At 41.6% G+C, this 16,018-nt stretch carries 15 protein-coding genes, 1 other RNA gene and 1 pseudogene; 8 read left to right on the top strand and 9 right to left on the bottom strand.

The window, feature by feature from the left end; translation table 11 throughout:
- Positions 1-8: 8 nt before the first annotated feature.
- The gene (locus IGI89_RS00570) at positions 9-920 is read left to right on the top strand and encodes a C40 family peptidase (protein WP_008377632.1); all 912 of its coding nucleotides are present in this window, start codon (positions 9-11) and stop codon (positions 918-920) included.
- A 36-nt stretch (positions 921-956) separates the two neighbouring features.
- Complete coding sequence (locus IGI89_RS00565) at positions 957-1,724, top strand: serine hydrolase (RefSeq protein ID WP_086299221.1); 768 nt, start codon at positions 957-959, stop codon at positions 1,722-1,724.
- Between the two features lie 49 nt (positions 1,725-1,773).
- Here IGI89_RS00565 and IGI89_RS00560 read toward each other — a convergent pair whose 3' ends face one another.
- Positions 1,774-2,475 (bottom strand): GntR family transcriptional regulator, encoded by a 702-nt coding sequence (locus IGI89_RS00560; RefSeq protein WP_034872495.1) that lies wholly within the window; start codon positions 2,473-2,475, stop codon positions 1,774-1,776.
- A gap of 170 nt (positions 2,476-2,645) precedes the next feature.
- On the opposite strand from IGI89_RS00560, the gene IGI89_RS00555 reads away from it, so the two are divergent.
- Both IGI89_RS00555 and IGI89_RS00550 read left to right on the top strand, forming a co-directional pair.
- A complete protein-coding gene (locus IGI89_RS00555; RefSeq protein ID WP_005237208.1) occupies positions 2,646-3,950 on the top strand; it encodes a PTS sugar transporter subunit IIC in 1,305 nt (434 codons plus the stop codon).
- Between the two features lie 15 nt (positions 3,951-3,965).
- Positions 3,966-5,381, top strand: a complete 1,416-nt coding sequence (locus tag IGI89_RS00550; protein WP_005237207.1) for a glycoside hydrolase family 1 protein — start codon at positions 3,966-3,968, stop codon at positions 5,379-5,381.
- A gap of 53 nt (positions 5,382-5,434) precedes the next feature.
- Here the strand turns inward: IGI89_RS00550 and IGI89_RS00545 are convergent, their stop codons facing one another.
- The 3 genes and pseudogenes from IGI89_RS00545 to IGI89_RS00535 form a co-directional block, all read right to left on the bottom strand.
- Positions 5,435-6,535, bottom strand: coding sequence for a mandelate racemase/muconate lactonizing enzyme family protein (locus tag IGI89_RS00545; protein ID WP_438735106.1), 1,101 nt, complete (start codon positions 6,533-6,535; stop codon positions 5,435-5,437).
- Between the two features lie 509 nt (positions 6,536-7,044).
- Positions 7,045-7,413 (bottom strand): annotated as a pseudogene (locus IGI89_RS00540) (ACT domain-containing protein).
- Positions 7,414-7,560: 147 nt separating this feature from the next.
- On the bottom strand, positions 7,561-7,860 hold the full coding sequence (locus IGI89_RS00535; protein WP_016613909.1) for a hypothetical protein: 300 nt from the start codon (positions 7,858-7,860) through the stop codon (positions 7,561-7,563).
- 114 nt (positions 7,861-7,974) lie between these two features.
- Between IGI89_RS00535 and IGI89_RS00530 the strand changes: the two genes are divergently transcribed.
- On the top strand, positions 7,975-8,190 hold the full coding sequence (locus IGI89_RS00530; RefSeq protein WP_034872498.1) for a helix-turn-helix domain-containing protein: 216 nt from the start codon (positions 7,975-7,977) through the stop codon (positions 8,188-8,190).
- Positions 8,191-8,513: 323 nt separating this feature from the next.
- On the opposite strand, the gene ssrA is transcribed toward IGI89_RS00530, so the two are convergent.
- Positions 8,514-8,877: a transfer-messenger RNA gene (gene ssrA / locus IGI89_RS00525) on the bottom strand.
- Positions 8,878-8,939: 62 nt separating this feature from the next.
- Positions 8,940-9,710, bottom strand: a complete 771-nt coding sequence (locus IGI89_RS00520) for a Cof-type HAD-IIB family hydrolase (protein ID WP_016613911.1) — start codon at positions 9,708-9,710, stop codon at positions 8,940-8,942.
- 145 nt (positions 9,711-9,855) lie between these two features.
- Between IGI89_RS00520 and IGI89_RS00515 the strand changes: the two genes are divergently transcribed.
- From IGI89_RS00515 to IGI89_RS00505, 3 genes are read left to right on the top strand one after another with little or no spacing between them, the layout of a single operon-like run.
- Entirely contained in the window at positions 9,856-10,206 is a 351-nt protein-coding gene (locus IGI89_RS00515; protein ID WP_005237201.1) for an SdpI family protein, read from the top strand.
- Positions 10,187-10,900, top strand: coding sequence for a response regulator transcription factor (locus IGI89_RS00510; RefSeq protein ID WP_005237200.1), 714 nt, complete (start codon positions 10,187-10,189; stop codon positions 10,898-10,900). Before IGI89_RS00515 ends, IGI89_RS00510 begins: the two co-directional genes overlap by 20 nt.
- A complete protein-coding gene (locus IGI89_RS00505) occupies positions 10,900-12,360 on the top strand; it encodes a sensor histidine kinase (protein ID WP_087664373.1) in 1,461 nt (486 codons plus the stop codon). The genes IGI89_RS00510 and IGI89_RS00505 overlap by 1 nt, the downstream gene beginning before the upstream one ends.
- Positions 12,361-12,477: 117 nt before the next feature.
- Here IGI89_RS00505 and IGI89_RS00500 read toward each other — a convergent pair whose 3' ends face one another.
- From IGI89_RS00500 to IGI89_RS00490, 3 genes are all read right to left on the bottom strand, one after another.
- Entirely contained in the window at positions 12,478-12,951 is a 474-nt protein-coding gene (locus tag IGI89_RS00500; protein WP_005237198.1) for a hypothetical protein, read from the bottom strand.
- A complete protein-coding gene (locus tag IGI89_RS00495) occupies positions 12,930-13,667 on the bottom strand; it encodes a hypothetical protein (protein ID WP_005237197.1) in 738 nt (245 codons plus the stop codon). The genes IGI89_RS00500 and IGI89_RS00495 overlap by 22 nt, the downstream gene beginning before the upstream one ends.
- Positions 13,668-13,847: 180 nt before the next feature.
- Positions 13,848-15,932, bottom strand: a complete 2,085-nt coding sequence (locus tag IGI89_RS00490; protein ID WP_016613914.1) for an LTA synthase family protein — start codon at positions 15,930-15,932, stop codon at positions 13,848-13,850.
- Positions 15,933-16,018 lie beyond the last annotated feature (86 nt).

Below are 16,018 nucleotides of genomic sequence, written 5' to 3'. Positions count from 1 at the left end.
GAGCAAAGATGAAACAAATTGTTCAGGCTGGCTCTTCCTTCTTATGGAAGGAACCCAAAGAAAACAAAGTACTAGCAAAAATCAAAGCATTTCCTTTAGAAGCACTGCACACTTTTTTGACTGATGAAGATACGATGCGGCTTTATCAGGAAAGCTTAGTGGACTCCGAAGTATTATATGGGACGATTGTAGAAGTCATCGCCCAAACGGATGGTTGGTCCCATGTGATCGTCTTGGATCAAATAAGCAATAAACACCCACTCGGGTATCCGGGTTATCTGCCGAACGAGGTATTGAAGCCATTGTCACCAGACTATGCAACAGCCAAAAGAAGGATTGGTGTGATTGCAAAAGAAGCCGTGCTTGTTTTTGACTCGACCACACGACTTGTTTCTTTTGGAACAGTTTTACCACTTGTTGGGGAAACCGCAGATTCCTATCAAGTGGCTACGCCTAATGGACCAGCAACGATCGCTAAAGCTTTTGCTCACGTCCTATCGGACACATGGGCAAAGCTCCCAGAAAAAATAATAGCCTTGGCAGAACAATTTATAAACCAGCCCTATGTCTGGGCAGGCATTAGCGGCAGTGGCTTTGACTGTTCTGGATTCATGTATTCGCTGCATCGACTTCATGGTATTTTAATCCCCCGAGATACGATCGAGCAAGCACAACAAGCAAACATCGTACCTTACAGTCAGGCACAACCAGGGGATCTGCTGTTGTTTGCTTATGAAGAAGGAAAAGGCGAAGTCCATCATGTCGGTCTATATTTGGGGGATGACGAAATGATTCATTCAAGAACACCTGGGTCACGGGTCATGAAAACCAAAATCACTGGCTCTAATTATGAACCAGAACTCGCAGTTGTGGCGCGTTATTGGCAAAACCAGCCGAATGAATCACAGGAATACTCATGAACATTCTTTTCATGATCGTAAGGAAAGGGGCATTTGATGGGAAAAGATGACTTGCGTGTAGCAATTGATCCTATTCTAAAAAACTACCAGGCAACGTTGGAAATGGGGGTATGGATCGGTACGCCAACGGAATGTCTTGTTGACTATCAGGGTCAAAAGTCGTTTTCGGCAGCGAGTATTAGTAAGCTTGTTTTGTACGCGTATTATCTTGAACAAATCATCGAAAAAAAGATCGATCCCCAACAGGTAATTTGTGTGAACCCTGTTGATCTGACAGGGGGTGCTGGGGTGATCCGTCTTTTTCCTCAGAAGAAAGGTTGGACCATCAGTGAACTTCTCACGGCAATGATCGCCGTATCTGATAATACTGCGACCAATGTACTATTGGACTTAGTAGGGTTGCCCACGCTTCAGGCATGGATTCAGGAGCCGGAGATCCAATTTGAACGGTATATGATGCGACCGATCAAAGACAAAGAGAACCGCTTGACACCCTCGGTGGCTGCCAAACTGCTACTAAGGTGTGTGGAACGAGAAGAAGCTGCACTAGGATTTTCACCTTTAAATCAGCAGCAATTTCAAGATGGATTAGCGGGGAATTTTGCTGAAACTGCGCAGCCTTCTTGCCGCATTTTTAATAAGACAGGTCGTCTTGACCGCATCGAACACGATGTAGCATATTTACAAGCCAATGAAACGACGATCATCATTGCGGCATTTTCCTATGATAAAGCCGGTAGTGGCCGAGGGATCAGTTGGCTAAGAGAAATTGGTCAAACAGTCTATCAGCAGTATTTTAAGTAAAATACGCTGCGTATCGACCCTCAATCAGAGGCACTCGATCCGCAGCGTATTAATTATTTACAACAATAAAATCCCCCATATCATAGCGGTGCCGTGATTGGGAAAATTCAAAAGGCGTCCCATCGCCGAGGTAAACCGTTTGTTCCACTTCTAAAATGGGATCGGTGGCAGCACAAGCTAAGTATTGCTGGTCGTAGGTGTCTGCACGATCCGCTTTGATACGACGGACAGATGTTCCAATCGAGGAGTGGAGTTGGTTCGTGATGTAGCTATAGACGGAAGAGGTTAAGACTTCTTCGGTAATGCCAGGAATGACATGAAGCGGCATGATGGTATATTCTAAAACAACGGGTATATCGTCAAATAGACGCAAACGAACGATATCATAAATTTGCTGGTCACTGCGAATGTTTAGTTTTTCTTGTTCTTTCTCATCGGGAAAAAGAATGGCAAAAGAAATGATCTTGCTGGTGATCTTTCCTGTTTCTCCAAGGCGCTTGGTCAGCCCGCGATTGATCTTGGCGTTGTAATCGAAGGTTGAATAGGAATCGCTGATAAACGTACCCGTGCCTTTTTTACCGTAAATAATGCCTTCCATTTGTAAAATATTCAATGCTTTTTGAATCGTCACGCGGCTCGTTTGATAATCCGCAGCCAGTTCGGATTGCTTCGGCAATTTTTTCTCTTCTTCGTAAAACCCGTGATTGATTTTGCTCCGTAAATCGGCAGCGATGTCATGGTAGTTCGCCATTTGCTTCACCTCAAAATAATAATAAGTGATAAAACGAAGTATGTAAACGTGGAGCTTTACATACCCTGTTTTAAAAGCTTTTCCTGCGTTTACATTCTTCAAGAAATGAATTACATTTGTAATGTAATCGTTTTCTATCAATTGAAGAATAGGGTATAGGAGGGAGTTTTATGCAAGGATTTATGGATCGACTCGCTGACGTTTTGGGAAAATTTGCCAACAGGATCAACAATTTACGCTACATCATGGTCATTAAAAATGCCTTTGCTGCTTTGATTCCAGTAATCATTACAGGGGCATTTGGTACATTATTTTCAGCAATGGTTTTTGATGCTGAAAATGGATTGGCACAAATCGAGGTACTGCGCTTTTTAGAAAGTTTAAAACCAATCTCATCTGCGGTCAGTTATGTGACATTGAGTTTCTTAACGATCTATGCAGTGTTTCTGATTGGGATTGAGCTAGCAAAACTAAATAAGATTTCTGGGGTCTTTCCAGGAATCATCGCCGTGATGTCTTATCTTTCTGTTAATCCAATGATCTTTGAATTTTTGCACGAAGATGCGACGGTGGTTGCCGAAAACGTGCTGGCTAAGCAATACACGGACACGAAAGGTCTATTTTTAGGCATGTTCGTTGCGATCGTTTCCATCGAGCTTTATGCGTGGCTAGGAAGACAAAAACGGCTGCAGATCACGATGCCTGATAGTGTTCCAGGGAATGTTTCGGCAAGTTTTTCGGCATTGTTTCCAACGATTTTCACCGTGACCATCATCGCCACCGCTGGTTTTGCTATCAAGGCGCTCACAGGAATGTATGCTTACGATATCATCTACAATGTCGTTCAACGCCCACTGGAAGGAATCGTTCAAGGCTTACCAGGCATCTTGTTGTTGATGTTTATCGCACAAGTCTTTTGGGTGATCGGGATTCATGGGAACCAGATGGTCAAACCCATTCGAGAACCATTGTTGTTGGCAGCGATTGCCGTCAACACGGAAGCCTTTGAAGCTGGAAAAGAAGTACCCAATATCATTACGATGCCGTTTTGGGATATGTATATGAGTATGGGCGGCTCTGGCGTGACGATTGGTTTGCTGATTGCGATTTTGATCGTCGGTAAACGAGAGGATATGCGCCAAATCACTAAATTGTCATTAGCACCTGGGATTTTCAATATCAATGAGCCAGTGATCTTCGGAATGCCAATTATGCTGAATCCCATTTTGGCGATTCCCTTTATCTTGACACCGTTAGTAACAGGAACGATTGGGTACGTGGCGACAAGTCTAGGCTTTGCCGCTAAAGCAGTGGTAATGGTCCCATGGCCGATGCCACCGATCGTCAATGCTTATCTAGCTACTGCCGGAGATTTCGGGGCTGTGATCACACAAGTGATCTGTATTGTCGTGGCGATTTTGATCTATCTACCTTTTGTTTTGGTAATGAATCGTACGACCAATGAAGTTGCATAAAGGAGTTTTGAAAAAATGGTAAAAATACCTGAAACATTTATTTTAGGGGCTGCTTCGTCTGCTTGGCAGACAGAAGGCTGGCAGGGAAAGAAAGAAGAGCAAGACTCGTATCTCGATCGCTGGTACAAAGAAGAACGCTTTGTCTGGCATAATGGCTACGGGCCTGCTGTTGCGACGAATTTTATGGAAAAGTTTTCAGAGGATGTTCAACTGATGCAGGAGGTTCATTTGACCCATTATCGAACATCGATCAACTGGGCGCGCTTCTTTACCGATCATGAGCAGCTGATCGTTGATGAAGACTATGCTGCTCATATCGATCAGCTTATCGACCAATTGCTTGCGGCTGGTGTCGAACCGATGCTTTGTTTGGAACATTATGAACTGCCAGCTAGTTTGATGGATGCCTATGATGGCTGGAGCTCGCGTAAAGTGGTCGATCTATATACCCGTTATGCCGAGATTGCCTTCGAACGTTACGGTGATCGAGTCAAACAGTGGTTCACCTTCAATGAGCCGATCGTTATTCAAACCCGTTGTTATCTTGACGCGATTCGCTGGCCCCATGAACAAAATACGAAAAAATGGATGCTTTGGAACTATCACAAAGTATTGGCATCCGCCCAAGCAGTGGCTGCCTATCATGAAAAAGGCTATGAGGGGCGCATCGGTTGTGTGCTGAATCCAGAAATGGTTTACGCACGCTCTTCCTCACCGGAGGATCAAAAAGCGCAAAAAATGTATGATCTCTTTTTCAACCGGATCTTTTTTGATCCAATGGTCAAAGGTCATTATCCAGAGGAACTTATCACACTTTGCCAAACCTATGGCATCTACTTTGATCCGACAGAAGAAGATCTGGAAACGATCCGCACCCATACGGTGGATTTCTTAGGTGTCAATCAGTACTACCCGAAACGCGTGCGGGCACCACGATATCAATGGCATTCGGATACACCATTTCATCCAGAAATGTTTTATGAGACCTTTGATTTGCCAGGAAAACAAATGAATAACTCTCGTGGCTGGGAAATCTATCCGAAGGTCATGTACGATATGGCTAATTATCTTAAAGAGAATTATGGCAATATTCCATGGCTGATCACTGAAAATGGTATGGGGCGGGAAAATGAAGAACAGTATATGGATGCCACAGGTCAAGTCCAAGATGATTATCGGATTCAGTTTATTACCGAACATCTTTACTGGCTGCTAAAAGCCGTCGAGGAAGGCGCCAACTGCGAAGGCTATATGCTTTGGGCATTTACCGATTGTGTTTCACCTATGAATGCATTTAAGAACCGCTATGGTCTCGTCCGAATTGAGTTAAATGAAGAACGGACCCGGTCATTAAAAAAATCAGCCGCTTGGTATCGTTCCCTTATTGATGAACGGTGGCTTCCATTTGAAGAAAAGCCATTGATTCTGTAATAAAAACCCACGATTATTTCCTAATCCTAAAGGAAATAATCGTGGGTTTTCAGTTAAAAGGGTTGTTTATGAGGAGCAAGTTTCTCCCAGTCAAATATGACACCAATCCCTGGTTCTTCTGGTGCAATCGCACGGCCATCGGATGGATCGATCACTAATGGTCTCGTGGTGTATTGATCGATTGGAAAACTGTGCATTTCAAGATACCCAGCATTAGGCATCGCCGCCAGTAGACTGACGTGTAATTCCTGCATGCCATGTGTAGAAACAGATAAGTTACTTGTTTGTGTTAAGGCAGCAATTTTCAACCAGCCGGTGATCCCACCGCAATTGGAAGCGTCGGGTTGTGGAAAATCGACATTGCCATATTTGATCATATGAGCAAACTCAATAGGGGTGCGCAAGTTTTCCCCGCCTGCCACCGCAATTTGCCCTTCTTTAGCGATACGAGCGTAGCCTTCGTAATCTTCGGGGATTGTTGGTTCTTCAAGGAACAAAATGTCATAAGACGCTATCAATTTGGCGGCTTTGATTGCTTTTTCAACAGACCAGCTCATGTTGGCATCCACCATAAAGACAACATCGGGACCAATCAATTCTCTGACCGCTTTTATTCGAGCAATATCTTCGGCAAGTGTTTTTTGCCCCAATTTGATTTTGACCGCTTTTAATCCCATATCTAAATATTTTTGATTATTGGCTAAGAGTTTTTCAAGAGAAAAGTTTAGATCGATCGCACCACCATAGCATTTGACTTTGTTACTTGCGCCGCCTAAAAGTTTGTAGAGGGGTTCTTGTGCTTTTTTCGCGCGTAAGTCCCATAAGGCAATATCACAAGCCGCAATGGCGAAACTCGCTAAACCGCCTCTGGCAACATAGTGAATGCCCCAGTTCATCTGATCCCACAAGGCCTCCACACATGCTGGATCTTTCCCTAAAAGGATTGCTTTTAGTTCTTTGTCGATCAGTTTGGCAATCGATTCGCCACCGAAGCCACCAGTATACGTATAGCCCACACCTTCACGTCCCTCATCAGTAACGATCTTGACGATAGGCACTTCAAAATGGGTGTGTAAGCCGTGCTTCGCATCTTCCATGATTTCCGGAAGAGGTATCCGATAATACGCTGTTTGTACATCTGTAATTTTTGCCATTAAAAATCCTCCTCAAAATAATGTTCACGTGTGCATTTTAATGTTAACGTTTGCATAATCATGTTAGCATGGGAACGCGAGATTGACAAGACAAAAATCGCTCAAATTCAATACTTAGGAAACAAGAATGTCTCTTTTTAAGAGGTCATTCACTTAGGAGCGAAGCTAAAGGGCCTCTTCAGAATATAAATAGAAATTGGAGAGATGTTATTAGAAATGAATTGAAAACCTTATAAATTGTCATAAAAAGGTATTTAATGTAATTTATAGACATATTTATTGAATAAAAATCATTTTTGTATTATGATTATCTTAACAACGAGCAATGAAGAGTACTGGGGCAGATGAAAGCTTGGGGAAGTCTTTTATTTGGGATACCTAGTACTCTTATCTTTCTTCAACGACAAGTGAAATACAAAAGAACGACTGAACTTCTTTGGTTCAGTCGTTCTTTTGTATTTCATAAAGCGAGCGAGAGTAACTTGTAGTAAGGAAGAAAAAGTTTTTTCTCAATTGACAAAAGAATAATCATTGGCGGTTAAAACAGTACGAGCTTGTTCTACCTGATGCTCCTTGATTAAAATATAATCAGTATTGAAGGTAGAAACAGCAAAAATACTGATTGACTCCTCGGCTAGAAGGGAAGAGATTTTTGCAATAATGCCAATCAAGCTAAAATCCAGCACACCAATTATTTTCATCGCTTTCCATCAATCTTCTCTTTTTAGCGTTTCAGCTGGAACGTTTGCAGTTGGTAACACCAAAGAAAGTTCTTCTGACGTATGGGCAAAAAAAAGAGGAACAATCTTCAGTATCGAAGGATCAATACTCTTTACTTGGATGACAGAAAAAGAGGGAGCCAGTAAGGTTAGTTTCATCTAATCACGTCCTTCGTTTGATGCTTTCATCATATCAAATGGGAAGAACGAAGGGAATAAGCTGTTAAACATTTTCAATTATCAAACCAATTAGCAAAGAGAACGATAGTCTATACCTTGATAGGAGCTCAACCTATCGTTCTGGTATTAAACTTTTCTTCGAGTCTTTAAATCACCAATCTGGAGTTCCAGTTTTTCGAGGGAGCTACCTAAGTCTGTGAGAAAAACATGGAATAATAAGGAGCAGGCATGATAATCTCGGATGATTTTCTGCTTATTCACGGGTCTTTTTTTGTCACTGAAAAATTTTTCTAATACACCGAGTGGTTCTTGCCAAGATTTTAATTGCTCCAAAGTATCTCCTAAACCATATATGTCCTGGTAGCTAATTTCTTTTACCGGCTGCTTATTACTCGTCTTAATACCCATCTTTTCTATTTCTTTCAACGTAACGCCTCAATTCTGATTTTATTGATGTTTGTATAGACACCACTTTTAATCCTATTTTACTATATGATGTCTCTAGGAACAACATCTGTTTGCAGAAAAGGTGGGGAACACATGAACAGAAGAATAGAAATAGGCTTAAAAGAGCTTGTAAAAAGCCGAGGAATTTCTCTAAGAGAGTTAGCACGATTATCGGATATTGAACCTTCGATTATTAATAAGCTGGCAAATGGAAAACGAGAGAAAGTTTACCTTCAACATATTGAAAGAATCGCTAATGCATTAGAAATTGACGATATTTCAGAAATTATCAGACTCACGAAAAAATAACTTTTTGAAAAGTAGGCTAAGGCAAAAAAGAGAACACTTAGAATATCGTAATCACACTGTAGCGACGTGACTATTCTAAGGTTCTCTTTGTTTTTATATCCTATAGAAATCAGAGAAGGCGACACAGAAGGATTTAGGAAGCACGCCAGCGGACGGCATCACTTCTAGCCCACCACTTTTCGGAGTGGCGGGATTTTTTTTGCGTGCTTTTGAAAAAACTATTTAGATTGGTAGTCAAATAGTGTCACATACTGGCACAAGTAAAAAGCCAAAACCCTGTAAAATCAAGGTTTTGGCTCTTAGTGTCACTTACTGACAGTTTAAAATGGAGATGGCGGGAGTCGAACCCGCGTCCAAACATATTGCTACCTAAAAATCTACGCTCATAGTCAACTCATTTGTAGATTCGCTTTACAGCTTGCCGAGTGACAGGCAGTCTGTATCGCTAGTCTGATGATCTCTTTTTTATCTTACAGACGGAAAGATAAAACGTATCCCACTTAGAATAGGACCCTTACTCGAGCACATGGGCGATGCCGAGAGGATCTACGCTAACTGTTTTTAGGCAGCTAAAGCGTAAGAGTTTTCGTTTTTAGCAGTTATATTTAACTGTAACGTTTTAACGTAGACGTAACCTACGAAGCGCAATTCAGGCTCAACTATGCCTGTCGAATCCGTAACATCCCCTTGATAAAAGGGGTATCGCTACCATTCATTAGTATACCATATTTTCGTGCGTGTGCAAAGAATCAGATTAAGTCAAAATGTTTCAGGGCGTGTACGATCCCGCCTTCGGTATTTTTCAAGGTCACGAAGTCTGCCAGCTCTTTTAACTCTTGAATCCCATTTCCCATTGCAATCTTGTGGTCACAAGCTTCTAAAAGGGCGAAATCGTTGCTGCCGTCACCAAAGCCAAAGGTAGGTACATCTTCTAGACCCAATAATTCTACCAAGGTTTTTACGCCAGTCCCTTTAGAAGTCCCGGATTTTACGACATCGATTGAAAAGGGCGTATTACGATAAAAAGTTAGTTCGGGAAAACGCTCATGATAATAAGCATCGTTGCCGACACCTAAAACCAACAACATATTGGTCCGATCAGTTTCATAATGCAGAGGATCGATTTCTGGTAGAGGGCTACGGACGTAGTTATATGCACCAACCATTTCCTCGGTGTGACCAGTCGCCCAATAGCCTTTCTCATTGTAATAACACAGCTCATCGCCATTGTCTTTGACGGCTTGGTACATCCTTGCGCAAAGCTCAGGCTCAAGGGTATCGGAAAAAACTTCTTTGCCATCAATGCGGATAAAAGCACCGTTCATGACGATGTTCGAGGTAATACCAGCTGCTTCACGAATAGCGGTAACTTCAGGTTCGGTTCTGCCTGTTGCAATGATCGGCAGTACTTGGTTTTTTCGCAACCTCGCCATCGCCTCAGCAATTTCCGAAGTGATTTGCGAGTGCGCATCTAAAAGTGTACCGTCAAGATCAAAAAAAGTTAATGCTTTATAGGTCATGTATCTTACTCCTAAGGTTTATAGTCATAGTCCACTCACAATCTTATCAAAGATTGAAAAAAAGGCAAACCTTTATGAATAATCGGTGAAGTTGTTGGTAGAAGAAAGAAATTCGAGTATACTATAGGAAGAATGGAGTGAAACGATGATTTTTTTAGTAATTGGCAGCATTTTTTTCTTGATTGGTCTCACTTTTTTTCTTTTTCCATCAAAAAAAATGAACCTTATTTATGGATACCGTTCCTATCTAGCAAAACAAAATGAACGCAATTGGCGACAGGCCCAAAAACTATCTGCCCGATTCTTTCTGCTTTTTGGCGGAATCATGGCGCTCATTGGGTTTGTCTTGAAATGGCAAGAATGGACTAATTTTTTTCTAGTTGAAATGATCGTGATCCCTTGGTTCATCGTGCCGATCTTTGGCCTGATTGAAGAAAATCTGCAACGATTTGATAAAGAACATAGAGGTGAAGAAAATGAATATATTAATGATTGAAGACAATGAATCTGTTTCTGAAATGATGCAAATGTTTTTCTTGAATGAAGGATGGGAAGCAGTATTTAAATACGATGGCAAAGAAGGACTAGAGGCCTTTGCTGCTGAACCAGACAAGTGGGATATGATCACCCTTGACTTGAATCTTCCTTCCATGGACGGCATGATGGTGGCGCGCGAAATTCGTAAAATCTCTAGTACAGTTCCTATTATTATGTTGACGGCCCGTGATTCAGAAAGCGACCAAGTCATCGGGTTAGAGATGGGGGCGGACGACTATGTGACGAAACCCTTTAGTCCATTGACCTTGATTGCACGGATCAAGGCATTACACCGCCGCAGTGAATTGGTTGAAAAAACAACACCTGAAGCTTCCGATGCCACCTTTGATATCGTCACCGATCATTTCAAAATGAACACAAAAACAAGGGAAGCCTATTTAAATGGCAAACCCATCGATGGGTTGACGCCGAAAGAATTTGATTTGCTTTATACGTTAGCGAAAAAACCGCGACAAGTGTTTTCGAGAGAACAGCTGTTAGAACTGGTTTGGGATTACCAATACTTTGGCGATGAACGGACCGTTGATGCACACATCAAAAAACTAAGACAAAAAATTGAAAAAGTGGGGCCACAGATCATTCAAACCGTCTGGGGCGTTGGGTACAAATTTGATGATGCGGGTGCTGCTTGATGCGCTACCTGTATCAACAGCTGATTGCATTTTTCGTGGTGATCTTCGTGATCTTGATGACGATTGGTATTGCGTTTACTCAAATGACACGCCAAACGTTACAAGAACGGAATTATGAGCAGTTAATGGGGTATGCTTCGTCGGTCGCGACGATTTCGCAAATCAGTGATTCAGAATATTTACAGCAAAATATGACCCGGGATGGCTATCTACAGTATTCCTTGCGTTTGGCTGAGAATATTTTGAGCAACCAAGATATCTCCTTTGCTTTCTTTAAAAGTCCTGATGACATTATTTATCCACTAGATACCGCTCATGCTGTTGATTTTCCGATCTCTGAAAAAGACTGGCAATCCTTAGAAAATGGGGCGCGTCTACAACTGACTTCCGCCACAAATTTATACGGGGAAAAAGAACTGACTTCCTATGTGTTGATACCTTTTTCTGTCAATCGCACGGATTTTTACGGTGTAATGGTGGTTTCGCAATCGGCAAGCAGTATTTTGAATCTTGTCAGTGCCTTTAATCAAAACTTGTTTAAAGTTTGTTTGATTTCGATCGTTGTCTCATTATTGATCAGTTACCTTTTCGCTACGTTCCAAGTAAGACGGATCAATCGAATGAAACGAGCAACCAAAGAAATTACTAATGGTAATTTTGATATTTTCTTGCCGGTGCATAATCGGGATGAATTTGATGAATTAGCCGAAGATTTTAATTTAATGACGAAATCCTTAAAAGAATCTCAAGAAGAAATTGAACGGCAAGAAGAACGTCGTCGGCAATTTATGGCCGATGCTTCTCATGAGATGCGTACCCCGTTGACGACCATCAATGGCTTATTGGAAGGCTTAGAGTACAACGCAATTCCTGAGAATCAAAAAGACAATGCGATCCGCTTGATGAAAAATGAAACCAATCGTTTGATTCGTCTTGTCAACGAAAACCTTGACTACGAAAAAATCAGGACCAATCAAATCTCGATGGTCATCAAAAAATTTGATGCGACGCAAACCATCAAAAATCTGTTGACGCAACTGGAGAGCAAGGCAGAAATTGCCAAAGATGTGCTGATTTTAGAAACAACCGAGCCAATCGATGTCTACGCGGATTATGATCGTTTCGTCCAGATCATGGTCAATATTTTACAAAATGCGATCCAGTTTACGGAAGAAGGAGAAATTCGGGTCCGAATAGAAAAAGGCTATTTAGAAACGATTATCGAAATCAGTGATACGGGGATCGGTATGTCTGAAGAACAAGTCAAAAATATTTGGGATCGTTACTACAAAGTCGATCCGTCCCGTAAAAACCGTCAATTTGGCGAATCAGGTCTAGGCTTATCAATCGTTGAACAGCTCGTACGCCTGCACAAAGGAAAGATCAGTGTAGAAAGTGAACTTGGCAAAGGCACGACCTTTAAAATCTCTTTTCCAGATATCGACTTGAATGAAGAATAAGGAATCGACCGGCAGCAATTCGCTTAGCCGGTCGATTTTTTTGCGGTTCATTGGCAGCAGCCCAAACAAAAAGACTTGCTTTTGCAAGCAAGCCTTTTTGTATGAGGGCTATGTAAACTATAGATAAGTGGTATAGGGCGTATGGGCAAAGCATTCGTCTTCATGGATCAAATAGATGGCAACAGCAAATTGTTCGGCGATTTCTTGGCACAAAGGTAGCAGGATTTGGACCTCTTCTGTTGTTAACGTGCTCAAGACATTTTCGATTAAAAGGGTTTCTCTTTCTGAAAGTAACGCTAAGAGCAGCTGAATTTTGATCTCCTCAAAGGGGCCTAATTCTGTCCGCTCTTTTTTCAAAGCCGATAAGGGAAGCTGAACATAAGGCAGAACACCCTCTAAATCGCCCCCTTTTTTATTTGCAAGAGATACATTGTCCATGACGGATAAAAAGGGAACGGAAGGCCATTGAGCACGAATCAAGATGGCTTTTTTTTGTGAAAGCAGCAAACTTAATTCAGAAGTTTTTGTTTCATTGTCTTTCGAAACATAATAGAAACCAATTGGTTTCGTTAGCTGAGTTGGTTTTTCCATTGTTTTTTCCTCCAATACAGACTATGTCCGCTGGCAATCAAACCAGTAAAACTGGTAACAGCGGCAAGTAAGACGACAAGTGTGTGGCGTGTGCTTTCAAATAAAATAGCAAGCCAAGTGGTGCTGTTCAAATCGACATTTTGGACCAGAATTTGACTATTCTGCGGAATCGTAATGGCGAATTCTTGTCCAGGAAGACTTTGTACAGCCTCCCAAAAGTTATCAGAAGCACGCTCTCGATCAAGGGCAATGATATGCCCACTAAGTAATTCCCGCTGGAAATAAGGCTGGAAGAGTAGCAATAAGACAAAGGCGATCACAGCGGCTGCTAAGAGCGGCAAGAGCATTTCAATGATCTGCATCGCTACCCATTGTCTGGTGGTGGCGCCACTTGCTAACCAAGCTGTGTATTCCGAGCGTTTATATAATTGATAGTAAACTTGAAAGCCAATAAAGACCAGTGTAAAGGCACTAAAAATCAAATAGAACAGTTGATGATAAATTGTCGTGACTGGTTGGATCTCTTCGGCTACTTTCGTTTGCAGATCTTCTGTCGCCAAGAGATCTCTTGTTTGAGCGATCACTTGATCCATCGAATAGATCAAGGCAAACGTCACGATCAAGCCAATCACGGCAAAGAAGGATACAAGCGTATAAAGCACCATGGCTTTTTTATGATAAAAAATGCTGGCAATCGCAAAATGTATAGTTTTCATCTAAGTCACCTCATCCTAGTACATAGTATAAAAGGGGAGTTTGAATAAAGTATGAAGTTCTTGTAGTAAAATATCGAAGCTAAAAAAGTGGCAAGAAAGTTCGACTTTTTCCTATCAAATAGTGCAAAAAAATCCAGCAAGGCAGGTGCCCTACTGGATTGATTATTGGTTGTTCTTACTTTACTCACCGCTATCTTGTTCCGTCATCTGCTGGTATTCTTGGAAGGTTTTTGTTTGATACAGATCGACGGTCGATTGATTGCCATTTTGAGAAAAGGCACTAGTTGAATCACTGCCTAGATTCTTTTCAATGTCCATCATTTGCTGAAGGGCGTCTTTGTAGTTATAGGTCGAAGGATCAACTTCTTCTAGACCGCTTTTCGCGTAGAATCGTAAAAGGTCACCATTATTGATCTGATCAGAAACCGAAAGCTGCTTGTCGACTTTGGCTTTCCATTCATCGACTTTGGCTTGCAATTCATCGGATGGATCGTTGATCGGCATGCCGGTACGATTGTCATACAATGTACTGCTGTAGTAGGTGTAGTCTGGTGTCACAAAGTCGCCATCGCGGAAAGCAACCAGTTGTTCGTTTTGATCAGAGAATAAATCTTGTCCTAATTGGATATAGTTTGATGTATCCACACCCAGTAAGTGCAATAGGGTTGGCAAGGCATCGACTTGGCCACCATACGTATGATTGATGCCGCCGTTTGATTGTCCTGGAATATGAATCATATAAGGCACACGTTGTAACGAGGCATTGTCAAAGTTTGTCCATGTAGAACTTGTTTTTCCAAGCAATTCTGCTAAGTTACGGTTACGAGAATTGGAAATTCCGTAATGGTCACCATATAAAACGATGACTGAATTTTCGTATAAGCCACTTTCTTTCAAGTAATTGAAGAACTCTTCCACGGCTTTATCCAAATAATTCGCGGTTGCGAAATAGCCATTGATCGTTTGATCAGAAGTGTTCGCTAGCGGGAAGCCGCCTTCTTCATTGGTAAATTCAGAATATGGGTAGTGGTTAGAAACCGCAATGAATTTTGAATAGAACGGTTGTTGCAGACGTTCTAAGTATTGTACGGATTGTTCAAAGAACGGTTTGTCATGTAGACCGTATTGGAATGAATTTTCATCATTGACATCATAATAAGATGCGTCGAAGAAATAATCATAGCCAAACCGTTTGTAGGTTTCATTTCGGTTCCAGAAGGTACCGGTATTTCCGTGGAAAACAGCACTGGTATAGCCTTGCGTTTGACCTAAAATATCTGGAGCTGCCTCAAAGGTATTTTTCCCACCCAGTTGAGTGAATAACGCTCCTTGATTCAATCCAAACAGGGAATTTTCGAATAATGTTTCGGCATCACTGGTCTTCCCAGCTTTTACTTGGTGGAAGAAATTATCAAAACTAAAGGTACTATCGCTATGGTATAAACTATTGATAAACGGCATGACTTCATGTTCCACGCCATCTTCATCTTTCAATTTATAATCGATCAAGAATTGCTGAACACTTTCTAAGTGAATATAAATGACATTCTTGCCTTTTGCGATACCGAACAGATCATCATTTGGTTCTGCGTAATGTTCTTTAACATAGCTCTCTACTTCGTTCATGTCGTTGGGACTCGCTTCGGCACGTACTTGCGAAGCTTGATAAGTTTGTACCCCATCATAAACCGTAAAGGCGTTGATCCCAAGGTATTTCACTAAATAGTCACGAGAAAACGTTCGAGTAAGCAGTTCAGGACGATCCGCTTCTGCTAAGAAAAGATTGGCAGAAAAGACCATGACAGCTAAGGTTGAGATCGCAAAAGCCATCCGTGCCCGCACAGGACGAGTGTCCATTTTGATTTTTTTCATTGAAAAGGCTGCAATCAGCACGATAAAGTCAATGAAGTACAACACATCGTAGGGACGGAACAAGCGAATTGCGCTTTCTCCTAGACCACTTGCTACTTTTCCTACACCGAGCATCGTGTTGATGGTGATAAAGTCAGTGAATTCTCGATAGTACGAAACATTAGAGAACAACAGCAGAGTCATCAAGAAATAGATCACAAGCATCGTGATATAAGCTGCTTTGGTTCTTCTTACGTACAATGCGATCGACAGCAACAACAAAGTCGTTGCGATCGGATTGATGAATAAGATGAAGTACTGAATGCTGCTTTCAATACCTAGGTGGAAGTCCACCATATAGGCAAAGATATTTTTTAGCCAAAATAATAGGGCTAATAGGAAAAAAAAGCCCATTCTTGTATTCACAAAGGTGGATACTTTATTTTTTTTCAAAGGAATCGTCCTCTCTTTTTCCAGTATAACCGGTAAATTACGATTTT

The organism is Enterococcus sp. AZ141 (assembly GCF_051714385.1).
GTDB lineage: Bacteria > Bacillota > Bacilli > Lactobacillales > Enterococcaceae > Enterococcus_D > Enterococcus_D entomosocium.
The sequence above is the reverse complement of the archived record's forward strand: the minus strand, read 5'-3'. Positions and strand labels throughout refer to the sequence as shown.